Raw genomic sequence first — 17,960 nt, forward strand, 5'->3', positions numbered from 1 at the left:
TAATCTCCTGACCGACAATTAATGGTTATGCGGATCGAATCCGCCTTTGGCAATTTCCGATGCCACAAAAAACGCGCCGCGGCTCACATACCGCACGTTTGCTTCAACACCGCTGATTTGTTGCCACTTGCCATAGCGATTACCCAATTGCACAACTCTGGGTACCAGTTCGCCGTCTTCGTCTACAACAAACAACTGCCAATCGCCATCGGCGTCGCGCATCAGGGCGCTTTCCTGCACCGCTAGCACGCGTGACGCCTGTGGACCGCTGAAATACACGTCGGCAAACATGCCGGAGTGAAACTTGTGTGCCTCGTTGTTCAGATTCAATCGCACAGTTCGCGTTCTACTTACCGGATCGATAGTGTGGGATTCCTGCGTAACCGTTGCCGTTGCGGCAATATCACCCACCACCACGCTGGCAGTATGCCCAGCGGCCAGATGCAAATCGTTGTGCGCAGGCAGTCTGGCTTCTACCCAAAGTTGCGATTCATCGGAGACCAGCATAAGTGCCTGTCCAGGTGCGATTTGTTGACCCTGATTGAAATCGTCTGTCATCACCACGCCGGCAGCCTGTGCAACCAGCGTATACTCGCCCAACGGATAATCTGGTGTTTCAGCGATTTCATTAATGATTTTCAGGGATAACCCAAACGCCTGCAAGCGGCGTGACGCCGCCTGATAATCATTACGCGCGGCTACGTAACGCTTTTCGCCAACAGCGGCTTGCCCCAATTTGCGGATGCGCTGCCATTCAACGGCGGCGGTTTGCAACTCGCTTTGTGCCGTGATCATGTCTTCGCTGAATAGCGACACCAAAGGTTGATCTTGTTTTACCTGCTCACCAAGCGCAGCGTGACGCTTCACCACCACCGAGCTTACGCGCGGTGACACTATGTAGCTTTGATAACCGTTGGCTTTGATTTCGCCCGGCGCATACACAGACTCGCTTAGGCTAAGTGGCTCCAGCGTATCCAGATGAATATCAGCCATGGCCACCTGCTCACCGGAAAGACTTACGCCGCCATGTTCTTCGTGTTCTTCGTGTTCTTCGTGTTCTTCGTGTTCTTCGTGTTCTTCGTGTTCTTCGTGTTCTTCGTGTTCTTCGTGTTCTTCGTGTTCTTCGTGTTCTTCGTGTTCTTCAGTATGTTGCTCAGGTTTAGTCTGCACGTCATGCTTTTCATGAACATCGTGATTGTGTTCATGTGCCTGCTCATTGCTCGCTGCGTCTGCAGCTTCCACTTGCCACGCCAACAGCACGCTCAAAAGAATGTATTTATTGAAATAAAGAAAAGTCATGGATTACTCCTTGTCGGCCAGCGCACTAATATGTGCCACCAGCCCCGCGCTCTGGCGCAAATAGTCGATGTAAGTCAGTTGAAACTGATAAGTAAGGGTTAGCGCGGCCTGCTGACCACTCAATAACTGATTGAGCTGAGACTGGTAGTCGTCAAAAGCCAGATCGCCTGCTGCAAACCGTTCGCTGAGCACCTTGGTTTGCTCCGAAAAGTCACCGCTATCAATTTGCTGCCAGATACGATGCCGTTCGCCTAGTTGCAACATCTGTTGGTAGGTTGACGAGATGGCTTCACGCACAGTCACCACCTCTGCTTTTAATTGCTGTTCACTGGCCATTGCTCGCTGTTTTGCCGCTTCGGTGACTTCGCTAAAATCATTGCGAACGTTCAGAGGCACCGACATCGACAATGACAGCAGCGGCTCTCCTGCCTGCCGTCCAACCCCAAACCCAACCGTGGGCGCCGGCTTGTTGCTAACGCGCTGGACATCCACCTCATTAGACGCAATCAACCAGTTGATATGAGCGTATCGCAGGGAAGGCAGTTGCTGGATCTGCGTGGGCGGCAGCAAAGAAAGAGTGGGTGTCCAGAAATGGGGGCTGATAGGTGTTTCCAGGCCGGCTTGGCCCAGTATGGCCAATACGTCTTGTTTTGCCTGTTGCCAGGTGGTCAGCCACTCACTTTCAGCAACCATCGCCTCAGCAATGGCCGATTTCGTAATAGCCAACGACATAGCCGGCACTTCGCCTGTCGCCACTTTTTTCTCGATAACCTGAAGCAATTCAATGGATTGCTCAACACGCTGCGTGGCGATAGTGTATTGCTTGTCGGCATATAAAAACGCTACTTGGGATCTAAGCCCTTTAGCAGCCACTTCTGTTCTGGCTAACGCCAAAGCCAGGCGACTTTGTTCGGACAGCAGCTCACCGGCTCGGGTTTGTGAAGACTGCACATCGTGCCAGTCCAACTGACTGGATAGCCCAATCTGATAGTTGATTTCGCTGCCTTCGCGTTCCAGGCTGGTATCCAGCGATGGGTTATAAAGTGGCCTGGCGAGGGCCGATGCCTGATACCCGCTCGCCTGAACATCGTGCTGTAACGCCTGAATAGAAGGGTGGGTGTCTACTTTTTGCAGCAGCCAATTGGCCCACTGCTTTGACTGCGCGTATGCGCCTGTGCTCAGCGTGATAACACACGCCGCACAAATGTATTTGTACAACATAGTAATGTCTCGTTTAACGTTGTGGATCACTGCTTCGTGGCAGTGCTACGAAAAATTCCGTTGCGTTAAACGATTGGGGGGCGTAACAAATTGCGCTGGTAACCGGTGTGCAGGTTAGCGTAAAACTCTGGCTGTAAGCCTTTGAAGGCACTCAGTCCTGAGTGAGTAAGGACAACCGGCAGGTAGACGTGATGCGCGCCATGACAATGACAGCAATGATGGCAATCGAAGTCAGCAGACGTACCCGCTGTTACTACTTCAGACTGCCCGGCTTCATCAGACTGTGATTCAACGTCAATCGCAGATTCGGACTGGTGCTCATGATGCTCGAAACTGACGTGCTCGGTACCGGCCTGATGTGAGGCATGGTTATCAAAGGCAGCACTGGATGCCTGCGTGGCGAATGCCAACAGTATGCACAATACCCAGTGTTTCATTGCCCGTGTTACCAACAACGGTCTCCTCACATTAATTAGGATTCCGGCTAACCGAAAGCCTGAGACGCCAGACTATATACCTGATAATCAGCGGCTTGCTCGGCTAGCCATTCGCCTTTGACCATTAAGCTTACCTCATCGACCTGCTGCAAACCAAGGTCAGTCAACCAGCTTTTCAGGTCACTGGCGTGTTCGGTAAGATCAAAACGTACAAAGCCATTGGCTTGCTGAAGTAACGCTGCCGCCAAAGCCTTTGCCACATCAGCATCACTGGCGACGACTGGTCCAATGGTTTCACCTCGTCCACTCTCGCGAATAAAGGCATAACCCTGTGGTTGGCCATTTTGGGAGGCAATAACACACTTGCCTCGCGCCACTAGTGCTTGAAGTAATGCACTGCGGTTGGCCTGAAAAGCCTGATTGTCCAATTCTAAAACAGTAGACAGTGAACTCGCGTCGATGTCTGTGATCTCGAATTCGTCAGAAACGTCAGGCTGTGTAGTTAGCTCACCCTGAACCTGATAAATGGTACTTCTTGTGGTAAACCCACATTGTTCATAAAGACGCTTGCCCGCGACTGTGGCTACCAGTTGCAAATTACGCTCGCCGGTTTGTTCCATCACGGTATTCATTAATGTACGGCCTAGTCCACGGCCTTGCATCGCATCGGGCACAACTACCAAACCAACTGTTGCACAGCCCAAATCGGAAGTAGTTGAGGCCTTGCCGGTTGCGTTGTTCAGCGCTGGGTAATCCCACCACAAAATACAGCCCACGATTTGAGGCGCAGATTGCGCGTTGTCTGAATCCAGGTTCGCTTCAATAACGCTGCCATGCCCCAGTTCAAAGTGCAATTGCCAGTCAATTGACCTGTGGGGCCATTTGACTTGTTGGGTAAACGACAAGCACACCGGTAAATCGGCCTCGGTCATGCTACGAATCGACATTGCCATCTCAGACTTCACAAAACTGCCTTTTAAACTGTATTAATGGGTAAATAGTAACGGTGCAGCGCAAACATATGCTGCTGTAAATCCGCGTTATTCGGTACGATCTTCTTTTTCGCTTAAATAATCTTCTGCCAGCGCAACCAGCAACTGAATGCCCGTAGCGAGTACATCATCATTGAAATCATAGTGTGGATGATGCAGCGGAATGGTGGGTTGTTCAGTCCCCTGACCTAACCAAATGTAGGCTCCCTCGCAAGCTTGCAACATGAACGCAAAGTCTTCCGAGGTAAAAGCGGGCTCTGGGGCTAATTGAGCATTGCCCACACTGGCTGCGACGTCCAGCGCTCGTAATGCCGCCGATTCATGATTAATGGTAGCCGGGTAATAGCGATTGTAGTCCAGGGAAATATCCGTACCGGTTGCCAGTGCCACGCCCAGAATCACCTGCCGAATGGCCTTTTCAACGGCATTTTGCACTTCCGGATCAAACGTGCGAACCGTACCGGTTAAGCCAACGCTACCCGGCAACACATTGTGCGAACTGCCACCTGAAATTTGGGTTACCGACAAGACTGCAGTCGAAGTGGGCGCAATCCGACGTGAGACAATGGTATGCAATTGAGACACTAACTCACTGGCGGCAAGAATAGCGTCAGGCGTTTGATGCGGCGCAGCGGCGTGCCCCCCTTTGCCCTGTACGCGAATACTGAATTTGTCAGCTGCCGCCATAATTGGGCCAGGCCTTGTTGCGATAGTCCCGGCCGGTAAATCCGGCCAGTTGTGTAGCGCATAAACACGGTCACAGGGGAATCGTTCAAACAGCCCATCATCTATCATGGCTTTTGCGCCTGCTTCGCCCTCTTCTGCTGGCTGAAAAATAAAGTGAACCGTGCCGTCGAACTGCTGCGTTTGCGCCAGATATTGCGCAGCGCCAAGTAACATGGTGGTATGGCCGTCATGCCCGCAGCCGTGGAATACGCCGTCGTGGCAACTGGTATAAGGCAGTCCGGTTTCTTCCTGAATAGGGAGGGCGTCCATATCAGCACGCAGGCCAATTGAGCGTGAGCCGTTACCGACTTTTAAGCTGGCAACCACACCGGTTTTGCCCACGCCTGTCGTAACCTTGAGCCCTGCTGCCGTCAAGGCCTCTGCCACTTTTCTTGCCGTGGCGACTTCTTTATAAGCCAACTCCGGATGCGCGTGAATATCGCGTCGAAAATCGATGAGCGGCTTAATTAACGCGTCAATATCGGAAAGCGTACAGGAGGGCATAAAGGTATCCTTGTGGCTGTCATTGTGGCGAATCTGACTTTTACATCGGCCACTTTACGTTAACTCATTTTAGCGCCATTCAAAAAGTGATATCGACTGCTTTACGCGCTGGCTTTTAATATAATTTGCTGTTCAGCCACGCAAAGCAGCACCCCATGCTGCAGTTGCCGCCCTATACTGTTCTGCATTGGTCAGTAGGTCCCGGCAGCGCGGTAAGATGTGCTGTCGCAGTAGATTGTGCTGCATTCAGAATCAACGGAAACAGGAATACCATGACGCACCCGGTAGACGAGTTAAAAACCCTTGGCAGGCTGCAACAAGCATACATAAATGGTCAATGGGTAACGCTCAGCTCAACGCGCTCGCACAACATTGTTAACCCTTCGGACGAGAGCCTGATTGGCGAACTCACGCTAGGCAATGCTGACGATGCCGATACAGCCATACAAGCGGCGGCTGCGGCATTTCCAGCCTGGAGTCAGACGTCGGTTGACGAGCGTTTGGCAATACTGGACGGCGTAATTGCACTTTTCGAAGCCCGCGCTGAACAACTAGCTCAAATCCTGTCTACCGAAATGGGCGCGCCGATCAATTATGCACGAACCGCTCATGTGCCGCTGGCCCTGGCTCATTTGCAGGTTGCCCGGGATAATCTGGCCAGCTACGAATTTACTGAGATGCGCGGCACAACCGCCATTGCCCGTGAACCCATTGGTGTGGCCGGATTGATCACGCCCTGGAACTGGCCGCTGTATCAGATCACCGCTAAAGTCGGCCCGGCGATAGCGACGGGCTGCACGGTTGTACTAAAGCCCAGTGAGCTTTCGCCACTCAGTGCGCTCGCTTTCGCCGACATTCTGCATGATGCCGGTGTGCCAGCGGGCGTATTTAATCTGTTGAACGGTGATGGCCCAGAAGTGGGCTCAGCGCTATCCAGCCACCCGCTTGTGGATATGGTATCGATTACCGGTTCAACCCGTGCTGGCATATTGGTGGCTCAGGCTGCAGCGCCCACCGTTAAACGTGTTGCGCAAGAATTAGGCGGTAAATCACCGAACATTATTCTTCCCGATGCGGACCTGCAGGCCGCTATCGGGCCAGGCGTATTAGCCTGTATGCGCAACAATGGTCAGTCGTGTAGCGCCCCAACCCGCATGCTGGTACCACGCGAACAGCTGGCAGAAGCGGAACAGTTAGCAATTGAAGCAGTAAATACCATTGTGATTGGCCGCTCAGACAATGAGACAGCCACCCATGGCCCGTTAGCCAACCGAGCACAGTTCGAACGAGTGCAGTTAATGATTGAAAAAGGACTCTCGGAAGACGCTAAATGCATTACCGGCGGGGTTGGCAGACCGGATGGATTTGAGGCAGGTTTCTTTGTACGCCCTACCATTTTTAGTGACGTAACCAATGACATGGCAATTGCTCGCGACGAAATTTTTGGCCCCGTGCTGTGTATGCTCCCTTACGACACGGTGGACGAAGCTATCGCAATGGCTAACGACACCGTTTACGGCCTCGCTGCCCATGTACAGTCTAAGAATCTAAATGAAGCTCGTCGTGTAGCGCGCTTACTCCGCAGTGGCCAGGTGCACATTAACTACCCGGCCTGGGATGCCCACGCGCCATTCGGCGGTTACAAGCAGTCTGGTAGCGGTCGTGAGTTTGGCCTGGAAGGCTTTGAAGAATATCTGGAAACCAAAGCCATCGTTGGCTTTGATGAAGCATAAACGTTTAGTTTGATAGTTGAAGGTACAGCATGACCCCGACGTTAAAGAAAATTGCCAGCAATGAAACATTGCCCTCACAGGCCGATGTCGTTGTTATTGGTGGCGGTATTATTGGTGCCTGTGCCAGCTATTTTCTGGCCAAACAAGGCTACTCGGTTGCCTTGATCGAGAAAGGGCTGGTTGGCGCTGAACAGTCAAGCCGAAACTGGGGGTGGTGCCGACAGCAAAACCGTGACGCACGTGAGCTTCCCACCTCGGGACTGGCTATGCGCCTGTGGGACGAGATGACCGAAGATCTGGGTCAGGACCTGGGTTTTCGCCGCTGTGGTTTACGCTATGCCACAGACGATCCACAACAATTAGCAGAATGGGACAGCTGGCGCGACGTAGCCAAACAATTCAACGTTAACACCCGTATGTTAAGCGCCAAAGAAGCCAACGAGATGATCCCGGCCAACGGCCGCACCTGGTTAGGTGGAGTTCACTCCATCGATGATGGCAAAGGTGAACCCGCTATCGCCGCTCCCATGATTGCCGAAGGTGCACGCCGTTACGGCGCAACCATTCATCAGCAATGCGCGGCGCGCGGCATGGAAATCACCAATGGCAAAGTTGAGGCTGTGATCACCGAAAAAGGCACCATTCGTACCCAGCGCGTGTTGTGTGCAGCTGGCGCCTGGGCGTCAACATTCTGCAGCCATCACGGTATTCGCTTTCCTCAGGCTAGCGTAAGACAAACCGCGTTTCGTTCCAAACCTATTGAGAATATCGGTGAGGCCATTTATACCTCAGGCGTTGCCCTCACCCGCCGTTTAGACGGCAGCTACACCGTAGCACTAAGTGGCACAGCATTGCTGGAATTTACCCCGCAGGGTATTCGCTTTGCCAAAGAATTCATGCCGATGTTTATGAAGCGCATTAAGGCGGTACAGGTCAACCTGGGAAGCTCGTTCTTCAAAGGCCCGGAAGCCATTAACCGCTGGAAGAATACCGGCCCTTCGCCCATGGAAGCCATGCGGATATTAAACCCTGATCCGCACGGTAAGAATATTAAGCAAACACTTCACGCCGTTCGTACCCTGTTTCCGGCACTTAAGGATATTGAAATTGCCGAAAGCTGGGGCAGCTACGTGGACTGCACGCCAGATGCCGTGCCGGTTATGTCTGCTGTTGACGATGTCGAGGGATTCTATTTGGCGGCAGGCTGCTCAGGCCATGGTTTTGGTTTAGGCCCGGGTTTGGCCAAGGTTGCGGCGGATTTAGTGGTTAACAACACACCACTTATCGATGCCACGCCATTCAACCTGTCGCGCCTGAACGACGGCTCTAAAATCGAAGTCGGCGCCATCTAAGCGCCCGCCACTAGCAAAGTGTTCTCCTCAAAGCGGTCTGTGTTCTGAAAAGACACCGACCGCTTTTTTTTTGCACCCCAATTTGTGGACACCCACACTTTTTGGGACACACACCTTTTTTGAGACATCCACTTTCTTTGAGACACCCATGTTTTTTCACAGTTAGAAAAACAATGAAAAAGGTGGGTGTCCACAAATTCAGAGCCGTAGCATGTGGCAGGCGATTTGTGTTATACCAACGTAATCGGATTTAAAATCAAGGTATTAGGCATGGATGGGTTTATCGCAGGGCACTTTTCGTTTGCATTAAAAAGGTGGGTGTCCAGAAATTGCTCCAGAAAGGTCAGGCGCATGCTTGCACTGGCTGCTTTACTGCCTTTTACTATTTCTGCTGTCGCGGCGGACGTGCAACTCATTCCTGAAGGCAGTTTGTCTGCTGAGGCGCTCGCCGCTTTACCTCATGCACCAAGGGTGACGCACCATACGGTATTTAAGGGTAAGTCCGGCGCACAATACAATCATGGCGCAGTAATGATCACCCATAAAGGGCGTTATTTCATGCAATGGCAAAGTTCTGCTCAGGATGAAGATGCACCCGACACCCAGGTTTTGTATGCCATAAGTGAAGACGGCGAACATTGGTATAAGCCGCGCGTGATGGCAAGTTCCGGCAATGGCAGTTTGATCACAAATGGCGGATGGTGGTCGGATGGCGATACCCTGGTAGCCTACTTCAATGTCTGGCCGAACAAGCAGCTCCAAACGCCCGGGTATGTTCTCTACACCACCTCTACCGATGGACTAATCTGGCAACCGGCTAAACATCTTAAAATGACCGATGGCACTGACGTAAACGGCATCATTGAGCAAGACCTGCACACCACGCCCAGCGGCAGAATACTGACTACCCTGCATCGTTACCCGGGTTTAATTGCAACCCCCATGTTCACTGATAATCCCAGCGGGACAGGCGAATGGCAGTTTGGAGAACTTCCGCACCTAGCGTTTGAAGGGAAAACCAGCCGGGAAATTGAGCCTGCCTGGTTCAGCACGAACAATCAGCTAACCATGGTGTTTCGCGATCAGGCATCCAGTTTTCGCGTACTAACGTCTACCAGCAATGATGACGGAGAGCATTGGAGCCAGCCCGAGATCACCAATATGCCCGACGCCAGAGCTAAATTAAGTGCGGGAAATCTGCCCAATGGCGTGGCCTTTATCGTAAATTGCCCAAGCGGCAGTAAAACCCGAATGCCACTGGTACTGAGCCTGAGTGACAACGGCAGCTCCTTTAACCGGTTTTTTATGTTGCGAAACGAAGCTTCCAATGTACCCATGCGGTATGACGGCAAGTACAAGCGGGTGGGATTTAGTTACCCTAAAAGCTGGGTTACCGAAGATGCACTTTACGTTGCGTACGCAGAAAACAAAGAAGATATTGTGGTTACCAAAGTGCCGTTAAGCGCTCTGTTAAATACACAATAAAACAGCACGCAGTAAAAAGCCGGTTAACCCAATAAGCTAACCGGCTATACACTACTTTGCTAATCACTCAGGTGCGTGAGGCAATACAAACGATAGCGTTGCCAGGTACTCGTACTTATCGATGATTTTAGGGCGGTCAGTAGGAGCGTCGTATACCGCTACCACCACATTCAACCCCTGATTGCGGATCGGAAACGTCACTTTGCCGTCTTTGCCAGACACAACTGGCTCTGCATCCGGATCGTTCACAAAGTCATTCTTCACCAACGCACCTGCGACTGGCTTGCCTTTGTGCAATACCTGATAAGTCTGCATTTCACCACGCAGCATGGGGAAAGAATCACCTACCGGCACAATTTGCAGTACCTGTGTTGGCAGAGCCGGCACTTTACGCAATGGCCCCCGCAAATGTACGGCGTACTTGATAGTTTCTTCACTCAAAATGGCATTGGGTACTTCGTCGCGACCTTTACCAATCCAGTGGCCTTCGCCGGTATTACTCCAAATGCCGTTATTCAGCACTGCCGATACCGCAACCGGGTAATCATCACTGGTTACCAACAGCAAAGGTCCGGTAGGCGTTAATTCAACGTCTACGCTGTCCCAATCTTCATCGAAACCTGAAACAGAGGCAATTTTAGGTAAACGCAGTACGGCGTCTAAATCATCAGCACCAACACCATAGATAAGCGCAAGTTGCTTTGAACGCTCAGCAAACCAAATGCCATGTGCACTTGCCTGTGCTGATATCAGCGCAGCGAGCGCCATAACAGTAATCTTCTTCAACATTGTTGTTTCCTTATTCGCTATTTTAGTGTTTTAACTGATTGATAAAATCCCGCGACAGTTATCGTTACGGTGATTGGAGAGTCGGTATTGTTTTGCCAGTACCAGCCATGGGTACCGTGGAAAGGCGCTTTGAAAATACCGTTGTCTGACGAAATCGCGTTGGACTTTTTATAGCTGGTGAACTCGTCGGTGGCACCCACCACTTCACCATGCATATCCATGTATAGTTCGCCGCCGTCTGTTTCCCAGGTAAAGCTAAAGCCGTTACCTTGTTCTGTTAAGGCTTTTACTTCTACGCCTTCATAGTCAGGAATCTCGACGGTCAGCGTATGGGTTTGCCACTCACCCGCACTTTGCGCGAACGTGAAGTCATTTTGTGGTTCCAGGGTCATTTCTTCGGCTTGCACGGTATTACTCATACCGGTTAAGCCAAGCAGTGCACCTACGCCGGTAGGATCTTTGTTGTACTCAGCAGGCAGTATTACCGTTACTGACAGGACCACCGCAACCACAGAAGCAATGGCGAGCCCTTTTATAATTTGTTTATTTGTCATCTCGACGTGTTGCGTGGTCATACTGTTCCCCACATATATCCGGAAAGTTGAAAGATTGTCAGCATCAGGCCGGCAGAAACCAGGGCCAGGTTTGAAACAAAGGCATAGCGCATAAAGGCGTTACTTTTTCGCAGTAAAATGACCAGCATTAACATGCCGAACAACGCAATCATTTGCCCCATTTCAACGCCAATATTGAAGGCAATTATATTGCCCACCAGCCCATCATCAGACAGGGTAAAGTCTTGCAATTTGGTCGCTAAACCAAACCCGTGAAATAACCCGAATACCAGTACCGCCGCCTTGTTATTGATCGAGAAACCACAAAACCTGGGGAAGAAACCAATGTTATCCAGCCCCTTGTATACAACTGACAGACCGATAATGGCATCGATGATATAGGCGTTAATATGAATACCAGACAGTACACCAAACAGTAGGGTGACACTGTGGCCCACTGCAAACAACGTAACGTAAATACCGACGTCTTTTAGACGGTACAAAAAGAAAATCACGCCGAATAAAAACAGCAGATGGTCATACCCGGTCACCATGTGTTTGGCACCCAAATAGATATAGGGAATGATCTGTAGTCCCGTGCTGTTTTCCAGAAACGCGCGGTCGCCATCGGCTACACCATGTGCCATTGCCAACGGCGTGACGACCAAGAGCAACAGGCCAATTAAAAGTAACTGAACAGTTCTCATCACAATGGCCTACAGCATATACTTGCCGACGATTTTGGACACACCGTCCTGCAAGGTCAGCATCGCAAGTACTTTTTCACCAGTATGAAGTTTAACCGGGCCGGAAAACAGATTGCCGTTTGCCGCAGTCACTTCCACCAACTCTTTTCGGTTGTCACCCTTTATTTTTAAATGCAACTTTAGTTCGCTGGCATTCAGCGGTTCGCCGTCATAAAACACCCATACTTTTACGGAGTCTGCTTCTTGCTTCAGCTCGAACGAATACTCCCCAACAATCTTCACAATACCGCCAAACTGAGGTTCGGTATTGCCGTGTGCCAATGCAGGTAAACTGACTACCGAGCCACCCAATAAGGTGGTGAGTAATAACATCACGGGTAATTTGCGCATTTGTAACTCCTTGGTGTTTTAACTGCCATCAGGCAGTGTTGTAATTATTAATTCATTCATCAAAAAAACGATTGGCAATCGGTTTTTTAAGCCAAAGCCCTAGCAGGTTTATTACTGAACTACAGACTTAAAATGAGTTCTACGTAATGATGCAAGCTGTCGATTGAAACCAGGTTCAATCCAACAATTGCAGTGGTAAGTGCCCCCACCCACACTAGACCGGATGTTCTTTCCGGGGTGGTTTGCAATAAGGTATTTACGCGTTGTTCAACAAATTCATAACCAAACCCGGTGCCAAATTTCATGTGGCAATTCGAATTAAATCGACTTACCGACACCAGTGTTTGAGCCACGTTGAGCGGGTCGTATTGTTCTGCAGCGCGTTTATCAGCAGTTAATTCACAGGCGATGTTGTAAGCAGTTCTTAAGCGCTTTCTGACTGGTTTAATTTGAAAGCCGCTGACAAAACAAAACACCCAGCTCATTAGCGGGTCGAGACTCCGGCAATGCTGGGCTTCATGCTCCAGTACACATGCCAGTTGTTGTTCTGATAACCGGTCTACCATGCCGCTGGACAAATAGATCTTCGGCGTAATAAGCCCCGCAGAAAACGCCATCGGATTATCACTGTGCAAACACACTACTGATTTGCCATGTAGCGTTATATGCGAATACCCTGCTAGCTGGATGGCCAGCGTTAAGCGCTTTTGATTGTCGCTCAATGGCTTCAAGTGCTTAGCCGTTAACCAACAGGTAAAACCAAAGAACGCTATTAACAGAGCACCGTGCCATGACACCCACTCAAACTGGAATAAATGATGCCAGTGCAACAGTAATCCAATCGGCTCCCAAATTGCTTCTGAAAACGTATTGGTAACAAACACCATGCAGCATAAACCCGCGATTGAAAATGGCATTAATACCCATATCCAAAGTAGTGATTTCTGCAATGCAACCTGACATTGTGTAACCCAGTGAATCACAGCCCGGCCAACCAACGACTGCAATGCAATGGTAAACAGGGCGCTCACCACGCCCAGGTTTAGAATATTTAAAAGCATATCTGCTGACACTGACACTTGATTGCTCCGTAGCCTTCGGCTGTTGCACCGCGAGTTGCAGTACTTATTATTAATAACCAGATTACAATGTCCCGATTACGTCAGCAAAGCTGTCGCGATTATTGTGTAACCAGGCAGTATTCGCTGCGTTACATATCAATTCGTTTGGCTTCCTCATTTTTGCAAAAAATACGCTAGTTACCAGGGAAGTCCGACGCAGACACAATGGCAAATTGTGGCTGCGATATGTTTATAGTTTTAGTAGTCTTTCACAGAAGACACACTAACAATGGCTATTTTCAGCGCGCTTTGAAGCAGATTCTGCTGTTAGTGTTTGCCTGCCAATCTTACATGCTAATCGTTATTGCCTCGCGCTCTGTGAAGTACACTGTATAGCGCGGGAATAACAAACAACGTCAACAATGTTGATGACAGGATCCCGCCAATGACCACCGTTGCCAGCGGACGCTGTACTTCTGAGCCAATACCTGTATTTAATGCCATCGGCACAAAACCCAGCGAAGCAACTAGGGCCGTAGTAATCACCGGACGCAATCGTACTACCGCACCATCAATAATAGCTTTGGTGAATGCAACGCCCTGTTTTCGCAATTCCGTGAAGAACGACACCATAACCAGCCCATTTAATATGGCGATCCCCGACAGCGCAATAAACCCCACGGCGGCTGAGATAGAAAACGGAATGTCACGCAGCAGCAGCGCTAAAATACCGCCAGTCAGCGCCAGCGGCACACCACTGAAAATCACCAGCGCATCTTTCACGGAGTGCAAGGCCAGAATTAACAGACCCACAATGATAATTAGCGTAGCAGGTACCACAATGCTCAACCGCTCGGAGGCAGATTGCAGCTTCTGATACGTGCCACCATACTCCACCCAATACCCGGCTGGTAACTCAACCCGCTCTGTTACCGCCTGCTGGATATCACCGACGAAGCTACCTAAGTCTCTTCCCCGCACGTTAGCGGTTACCACAACCCGTCGTTTGCCGTTTTCCCGGTTAATTTGATTGGCCCCACTCACCAGCTCCATTGTCACCAGTTCCTGTAAAGGCACGGCTTGTCCATTAGCTACTTGTACTGGCAAATGTTGAAGTGCTGACAGATTCTGACGATCGTTTTCAGATAACCGAACAACAATGTCTGACCGCACATCCCCCTGATAAAACTTGCCCGCTACTCTGCCACCCAGCGCTGTGGCCAGTTGCGATTGCAACGACGCAGCATCGATGCCGTAAAGCATCAGCTTTTCCCTATCTGGTACTATATTGAGCATGGGTAAGCCGGTAGTTTGTTCCACCTGCAAGTCGGCAATACCTGGCACTGCAGCGATGGCGGATTCGATTTCGCTGCCAATCTGAGCCAGCGTGTCAAAATCGTCCCCAAACACTTTAATAGCTAACTCCGCGCGCACGCCAGCGAGCAGCTCGTTAAAGCGCATTTGAATTGGCTGCAGGAACTCATAGCGGTTGCCCGGAATAGGCTCAACCAAAGCGGCTAATTCTGCCACCACCTCATCCTTGGACTTAGCCGGATCTGGCCATTCATCTCGAGGCTTAAGAATAATGAAGTTGTCTGCCACACTTGGTGGCACCGCATCGGTAGCGACATCCGCGGTACCGATTTTGGCAAACACCGTTTGCACTTCTGGCAATTGCTTAATTTTCTCTTCCAGCGTTTTTTGCAGGGCAATAGCCTGACTCAGTGACGTACCCGGAATGCGTAGGGCGTGCATGGCAATGTCACCTTCATCCAGATTTGGCGCAAACTCACTGCCCAGTCTGGACACCTGCATACCACACACTGCAACGACGGCAATAGCAGCAGACAACACAATCCAACGCCCTTTTAACACCCAGTTAAGCGCAGGCCTGTAAGCGGACTCTGCTGCCGAAATCACAATATTGTGTTTTTCCTTAACCGGCTTTTTGAAAAGCAATGCCACCATGGCAGGCACAAAAGTAACCGACAGTATCATGGCACTGATCAGTGCAATAACCACTGTAATAGCCATAGGGTGGAACATTTTGCCCTCTACCCCTTCCAGCGCAAAAATAGGAATGTACACCGCGGTAATAATGAACACCCCAAACATGGCCGGGCGAATCACTTCACGGGTGGCAGAAAACACTAGTTCGAGTCGCTGCTGAAGCGAAAGGTTATCACCATGACGTTCACCCAGTCGCCGCAAACAGTTCTCAACAATAATAATGGCACCGTCTACCAGCAAGCCAAAGTCCAGCGCCCCTAAGCTCATCAGGTTGGCACTCACTTTGGTTTGTACCATTCCGGTAATTGTAATCAGCATAGCAAAGGGGATCACCAGCGCCGTAATCAATGCTGCCCGGATATTGCCGAGCAACAGGAACAGCACCACAATAACCAATATTGCCCCTTCAGTAAGGTTGGTCTTTACCGTTTCCAGGGTTTTATTTACCAGTTTGGTTCGGTCATACACTGCGGTCGCAACAATCCCATCCGGCAGGGTGGCATTAATTTCCTTTAGCTTTTCGGCTACACCACTGGCTACCGTGCGGCTGTTTTCCCCAATCAGCATAAATACCGTACTCATTACCACTTCACGGCCGTTTTGCGTTGCTGCACCTGTGCGCAGGCCGCCACTGAGTTCAATATTTGCCACATCTTTTACATAAATCGAATTTCCCGACCCGCTGTTTAACGGGATATTCCCCAAGGCTTCCAACGTACTGGCCTGCCCAGGCACTCGTAGCAACCACTGAGCACCATTTTGTTCAATAAAACCCGCACCAGTATTTTGATTATTACGTTGCAATGCGGCCATTACATCGGCTTGGGTCAATCCGAACGCCAGTAGCTTCTCAGGCTCAATGGCAATCAGAATTTCTTTCTCGTAGCCGCCAATTGGGTTTACTTCTACTACACCAGGTACCCGCATGAGTTGTGGGCGGATAGTCCAGTCGTGCACGGTACGCAAATCCATTGGAGTTACGGGCGAACCATCACTATTGGTCGCACCAGGTTCAGCGTCCACCGTGAACATGAAGATTTCGCCCAAACCGGTAGCAATGGGGCCAAGTTCGGGCTGTAAACCTTCCGGTAGTGCTGAGCGAGCCGATGACAAACGCTCGTTCACCAACTGCCGGGCGAAGTAAATATCCGTGTCATCGGAAAAAATAGCAACCACTTGCGACAGCCCATAGCGCGAGACAGAACGGGTATAGGTTAGCCCCGGCAGTCCTGACAACGCCGTTTCTAAAGGAAAGGTGACACGTTGTTCGATTTCGAGGGGCGTATAGCCTTTTGCCTCGGTATTGATCATCACCTGCACATTAGTAATGTCGGGTACGGCATCAATAGGCAGCTTGGTAAAGTTCCAGACACCTAAACCAGCCACACCTAATACCAGCACCAGTATCAGGACACTGCGCTGAATGGCAAAGCGTAAAACAGACTCCAACATGTCTTATGCTCCTAGTGGTCGTGCGAAGCGCCGGACTTTTCAATGTCGGCTTTCAAGATGTAACTATTTTCGGTTACGTATTCCGTGCCAGGCTCGAGCCCGCCCAGAACTTCAATCCAGGTATCGTCCTCTCTGCCCAATTCGAGCATTCTCACTTCGTATTCCTCACCGACTTTGGCATACACCACGGTGAAATCCCTGAAGCCCTGTAAACCGGTTTTCTTTACCGCGAGTTCAACATCAATGGTGGCCACCTCTACCAGTCCTTTTGCAAAACTGCCCGCAGTCAATGACTCTGGCACATTCTGAATGCTCACCCACAGTGTTCTGGCCTGATTGTCGGTAATGCCTGGCGCAAGGTATGTCACCTCTCCTGAAAGTGTCTCGTCACTGCCCGACACCGACAGTGTTACAGGTGCGCCAATAGCCACTTTTGCATAGTCTTTGGGAAAAACCTGAAGTTGCGCGGCGAGGGTAGACGTATCGGTTATTTCCAGCAACGGCTGACCGTTGGCCTGTTCACCTTCATAAGCAAAGACAGCGGTTAACCTACCCTTCATCGGCGCCGTCACCTGATACGGACGCAAACTTTCATTGCTTTCAACGGTATACAGAACCTGGCCTTTCTTCACTGAATCGCCAAGGGTGATATGGCTTTTAGTGATCACGCCATTAAATCTGGCTGTTACGGTACGAGATGCGCCCGGTGGATAAAACAATTTGCCGTACAAAGGAATGGTTTGATGCAGCGTTGCGCCGCCAGCGATACCGGTTTGGATTTCCATTGCCTCGGCCACAGCCGTTTCTATAGTGGTACGGCCTTCAAAATTGTCGTAGTGCCATTTAAAGCGTTTGCCCTGATAGCTAGCGAACACTGACACCTGAAAGGAGTGGGGCTCGTAAATTTCCATGTCGCCACGCAAAAACGCGCCCTGCGCATAAAAATTGATATCATCCACCACGTTACCCAGGCGGGTAAGTTTCACGTTCAGTTTAACGTCTTTCGGCGCTACCGCTTTTCCTTCATGAGTTACCCAAACGCGGAACTCAGGTGGTACACCGATTTCAAAAATCGACAGTTCAACGGCAAACTCACCGTCTCTGAGCATTCTGCCACGATGCGGGCCTTTTTCAGGCTCAGCCTCTGCTTCTGCTGGTCCGGACGATGCCAATGCCAACGGTGCCAGCAGCGCCACATGCAGTATTGTTAGCCACACTAGTAGGTTTTTTCTGATATTCATAACTGTG

15 protein-coding genes are annotated in these 17,960 nt (G+C 50.5%); 3 read left to right on the forward strand and 12 right to left on the reverse strand.

What is annotated here, in order from left to right; translation table 11 throughout:
- Window positions 1–18 precede the first annotated feature (18 nt).
- The 5 genes from BUB81_RS02380 to BUB81_RS02400 all read right to left on the reverse strand — a co-directional run bounded on the left by BUB81_RS02380 (window position 19) and on the right by BUB81_RS02400 (window position 5,179).
- Window positions 19–1,299 (reverse strand): efflux RND transporter periplasmic adaptor subunit, encoded by a 1,281-nt coding sequence (locus BUB81_RS02380; RefSeq protein WP_073317623.1) that lies wholly within the window; start codon window positions 1,297–1,299, stop codon window positions 19–21.
- Window positions 1,300–1,302: 3 nt separating this feature from the next.
- Entirely contained in the window at window positions 1,303–2,520 is a 1,218-nt protein-coding gene (locus BUB81_RS02385) for a TolC family protein (protein WP_073317625.1), read from the reverse strand.
- Window positions 2,521–2,585: 65 nt separating this feature from the next.
- On the reverse strand, window positions 2,586–2,957 hold the full coding sequence (locus BUB81_RS02390) for a hypothetical protein (RefSeq protein WP_073317627.1): 372 nt from the start codon (window positions 2,955–2,957) through the stop codon (window positions 2,586–2,588).
- 47 nt (window positions 2,958–3,004) lie between these two features.
- Window positions 3,005–3,922 carry a GNAT family N-acetyltransferase gene (locus tag BUB81_RS02395; protein ID WP_073317629.1) on the reverse strand — a complete coding sequence of 306 codons (918 nt, stop codon included), beginning with the start codon at window positions 3,920–3,922 and terminating at the stop codon, window positions 3,005–3,007.
- 75 nt (window positions 3,923–3,997) lie between these two features.
- Entirely contained in the window at window positions 3,998–5,179 is a 1,182-nt protein-coding gene (locus BUB81_RS02400; protein ID WP_073317631.1) for a M20 aminoacylase family protein, read from the reverse strand.
- 272 nt (window positions 5,180–5,451) lie between these two features.
- Here BUB81_RS02400 and BUB81_RS02405 point away from each other — a divergent pair, with 272 nt between their 5' ends.
- The 3 genes from BUB81_RS02405 (at window position 5,452) to BUB81_RS02415 (ending at window position 9,749) form a co-directional block, all read left to right on the forward strand.
- Window positions 5,452–6,912: an aldehyde dehydrogenase family protein gene (locus BUB81_RS02405; RefSeq protein WP_073318651.1), complete on the forward strand. Its 1,461-nt coding sequence runs from the start codon at window positions 5,452–5,454 to the stop codon at window positions 6,910–6,912.
- Between the two features lie 29 nt (window positions 6,913–6,941).
- A complete protein-coding gene (locus BUB81_RS02410) occupies window positions 6,942–8,264 on the forward strand; it encodes an NAD(P)/FAD-dependent oxidoreductase (RefSeq protein WP_073317633.1) in 1,323 nt (440 codons plus the stop codon).
- A gap of 351 nt (window positions 8,265–8,615) precedes the next feature.
- Window positions 8,616–9,749: an exo-alpha-sialidase gene (locus tag BUB81_RS02415; RefSeq protein WP_073317636.1), complete on the forward strand. Its 1,134-nt coding sequence runs from the start codon at window positions 8,616–8,618 to the stop codon at window positions 9,747–9,749.
- Window positions 9,750–9,812: 63 nt separating this feature from the next.
- Here the strand turns inward: BUB81_RS02415 and BUB81_RS02420 are convergent, their stop codons facing one another.
- From BUB81_RS02420 to BUB81_RS02450, 7 genes are all read right to left on the reverse strand, one after another.
- Entirely contained in the window at window positions 9,813–10,538 is a 726-nt protein-coding gene (locus BUB81_RS02420) for a DUF4198 domain-containing protein (RefSeq protein WP_073317638.1), read from the reverse strand.
- Between the two features lie 17 nt (window positions 10,539–10,555).
- A complete protein-coding gene (locus tag BUB81_RS02425; RefSeq protein ID WP_073317641.1) occupies window positions 10,556–11,113 on the reverse strand; it encodes a hypothetical protein in 558 nt (185 codons plus the stop codon).
- Window positions 11,110–11,799 carry a HupE/UreJ family protein gene (locus tag BUB81_RS02430; protein ID WP_073317644.1) on the reverse strand — a complete coding sequence of 230 codons (690 nt, stop codon included), beginning with the start codon at window positions 11,797–11,799 and terminating at the stop codon, window positions 11,110–11,112. The genes BUB81_RS02425 and BUB81_RS02430 overlap by 4 nt, the downstream gene beginning before the upstream one ends.
- A gap of 9 nt (window positions 11,800–11,808) precedes the next feature.
- On the reverse strand, window positions 11,809–12,189 hold the full coding sequence (locus BUB81_RS02435) for a hypothetical protein (RefSeq protein ID WP_073317647.1): 381 nt from the start codon (window positions 12,187–12,189) through the stop codon (window positions 11,809–11,811).
- Window positions 12,190–12,308: 119 nt separating this feature from the next.
- The gene (locus tag BUB81_RS02440; RefSeq protein WP_073317650.1) at window positions 12,309–13,268 is read right to left on the reverse strand and encodes a M56 family metallopeptidase; all 960 of its coding nucleotides are present in this window, start codon (window positions 13,266–13,268) and stop codon (window positions 12,309–12,311) included.
- Between the two features lie 336 nt (window positions 13,269–13,604).
- A complete protein-coding gene (locus tag BUB81_RS02445; protein ID WP_073317653.1) occupies window positions 13,605–16,712 on the reverse strand; it encodes an efflux RND transporter permease subunit in 3,108 nt (1,035 codons plus the stop codon).
- Between the two features lie 11 nt (window positions 16,713–16,723).
- Window positions 16,724–17,953, reverse strand: coding sequence for an efflux RND transporter periplasmic adaptor subunit (locus tag BUB81_RS02450; protein WP_073318654.1), 1,230 nt, complete (start codon window positions 17,951–17,953; stop codon window positions 16,724–16,726).
- Window positions 17,954–17,960 lie beyond the last annotated feature (7 nt).

It is taken from the genome of Marisediminitalea aggregata (genome assembly GCF_900129565.1).
GTDB lineage: Bacteria > Pseudomonadota > Gammaproteobacteria > Enterobacterales > Alteromonadaceae > Alteromonas > Alteromonas aggregata.

What these genes read in the sequence shown, in the direction of transcription:
- BUB81_RS02380 (WP_073317623.1), bottom strand. Translation starts at nt 1,299, where the DNA reads ATGACTTTTCTTTATTTCAATAAATACATTCTTTTGAGCGTGCTGTTG.
- BUB81_RS02385 (WP_073317625.1), bottom strand. Translation starts at nt 2,520, where the DNA reads ATGTTGTACAAATACATTTGTGCGGCGTGTGTTATCACGCTGAGCACA.
- BUB81_RS02390 (WP_073317627.1), bottom strand. Translation starts at nt 2,957, where the DNA reads ATGAAACACTGGGTATTGTGCATACTGTTGGCATTCGCCACGCAGGCA.
- BUB81_RS02400 (WP_073317631.1), bottom strand. Translation starts at nt 5,179, where the DNA reads ATGCCCTCCTGTACGCTTTCCGATATTGACGCGTTAATTAAGCCGCTC.
- BUB81_RS02405 (WP_073318651.1), top strand. Translation starts at nt 5,452, where the DNA reads ATGACGCACCCGGTAGACGAGTTAAAAACCCTTGGCAGGCTGCAACAA.
- BUB81_RS02410 (WP_073317633.1), top strand. Translation starts at nt 6,942, where the DNA reads ATGACCCCGACGTTAAAGAAAATTGCCAGCAATGAAACATTGCCCTCA.
- BUB81_RS02415 (WP_073317636.1), top strand. Translation starts at nt 8,616, where the DNA reads ATGCTTGCACTGGCTGCTTTACTGCCTTTTACTATTTCTGCTGTCGCG.
- BUB81_RS02420 (WP_073317638.1), bottom strand. Translation starts at nt 10,538, where the DNA reads ATGTTGAAGAAGATTACTGTTATGGCGCTCGCTGCGCTGATATCAGCA.
- BUB81_RS02425 (WP_073317641.1), bottom strand. Translation starts at nt 11,113, where the DNA reads ATGACCACGCAACACGTCGAGATGACAAATAAACAAATTATAAAAGGG.
- BUB81_RS02430 (WP_073317644.1), bottom strand. Translation starts at nt 11,799, where the DNA reads ATGAGAACTGTTCAGTTACTTTTAATTGGCCTGTTGCTCTTGGTCGTC.
- BUB81_RS02435 (WP_073317647.1), bottom strand. Translation starts at nt 12,189, where the DNA reads ATGCGCAAATTACCCGTGATGTTATTACTCACCACCTTATTGGGTGGC.
- BUB81_RS02445 (WP_073317653.1), bottom strand. Translation starts at nt 16,712, where the DNA reads ATGTTGGAGTCTGTTTTACGCTTTGCCATTCAGCGCAGTGTCCTGATA.
- BUB81_RS02450 (WP_073318654.1), bottom strand. Translation starts at nt 17,953, where the DNA reads ATGAATATCAGAAAAAACCTACTAGTGTGGCTAACAATACTGCATGTG.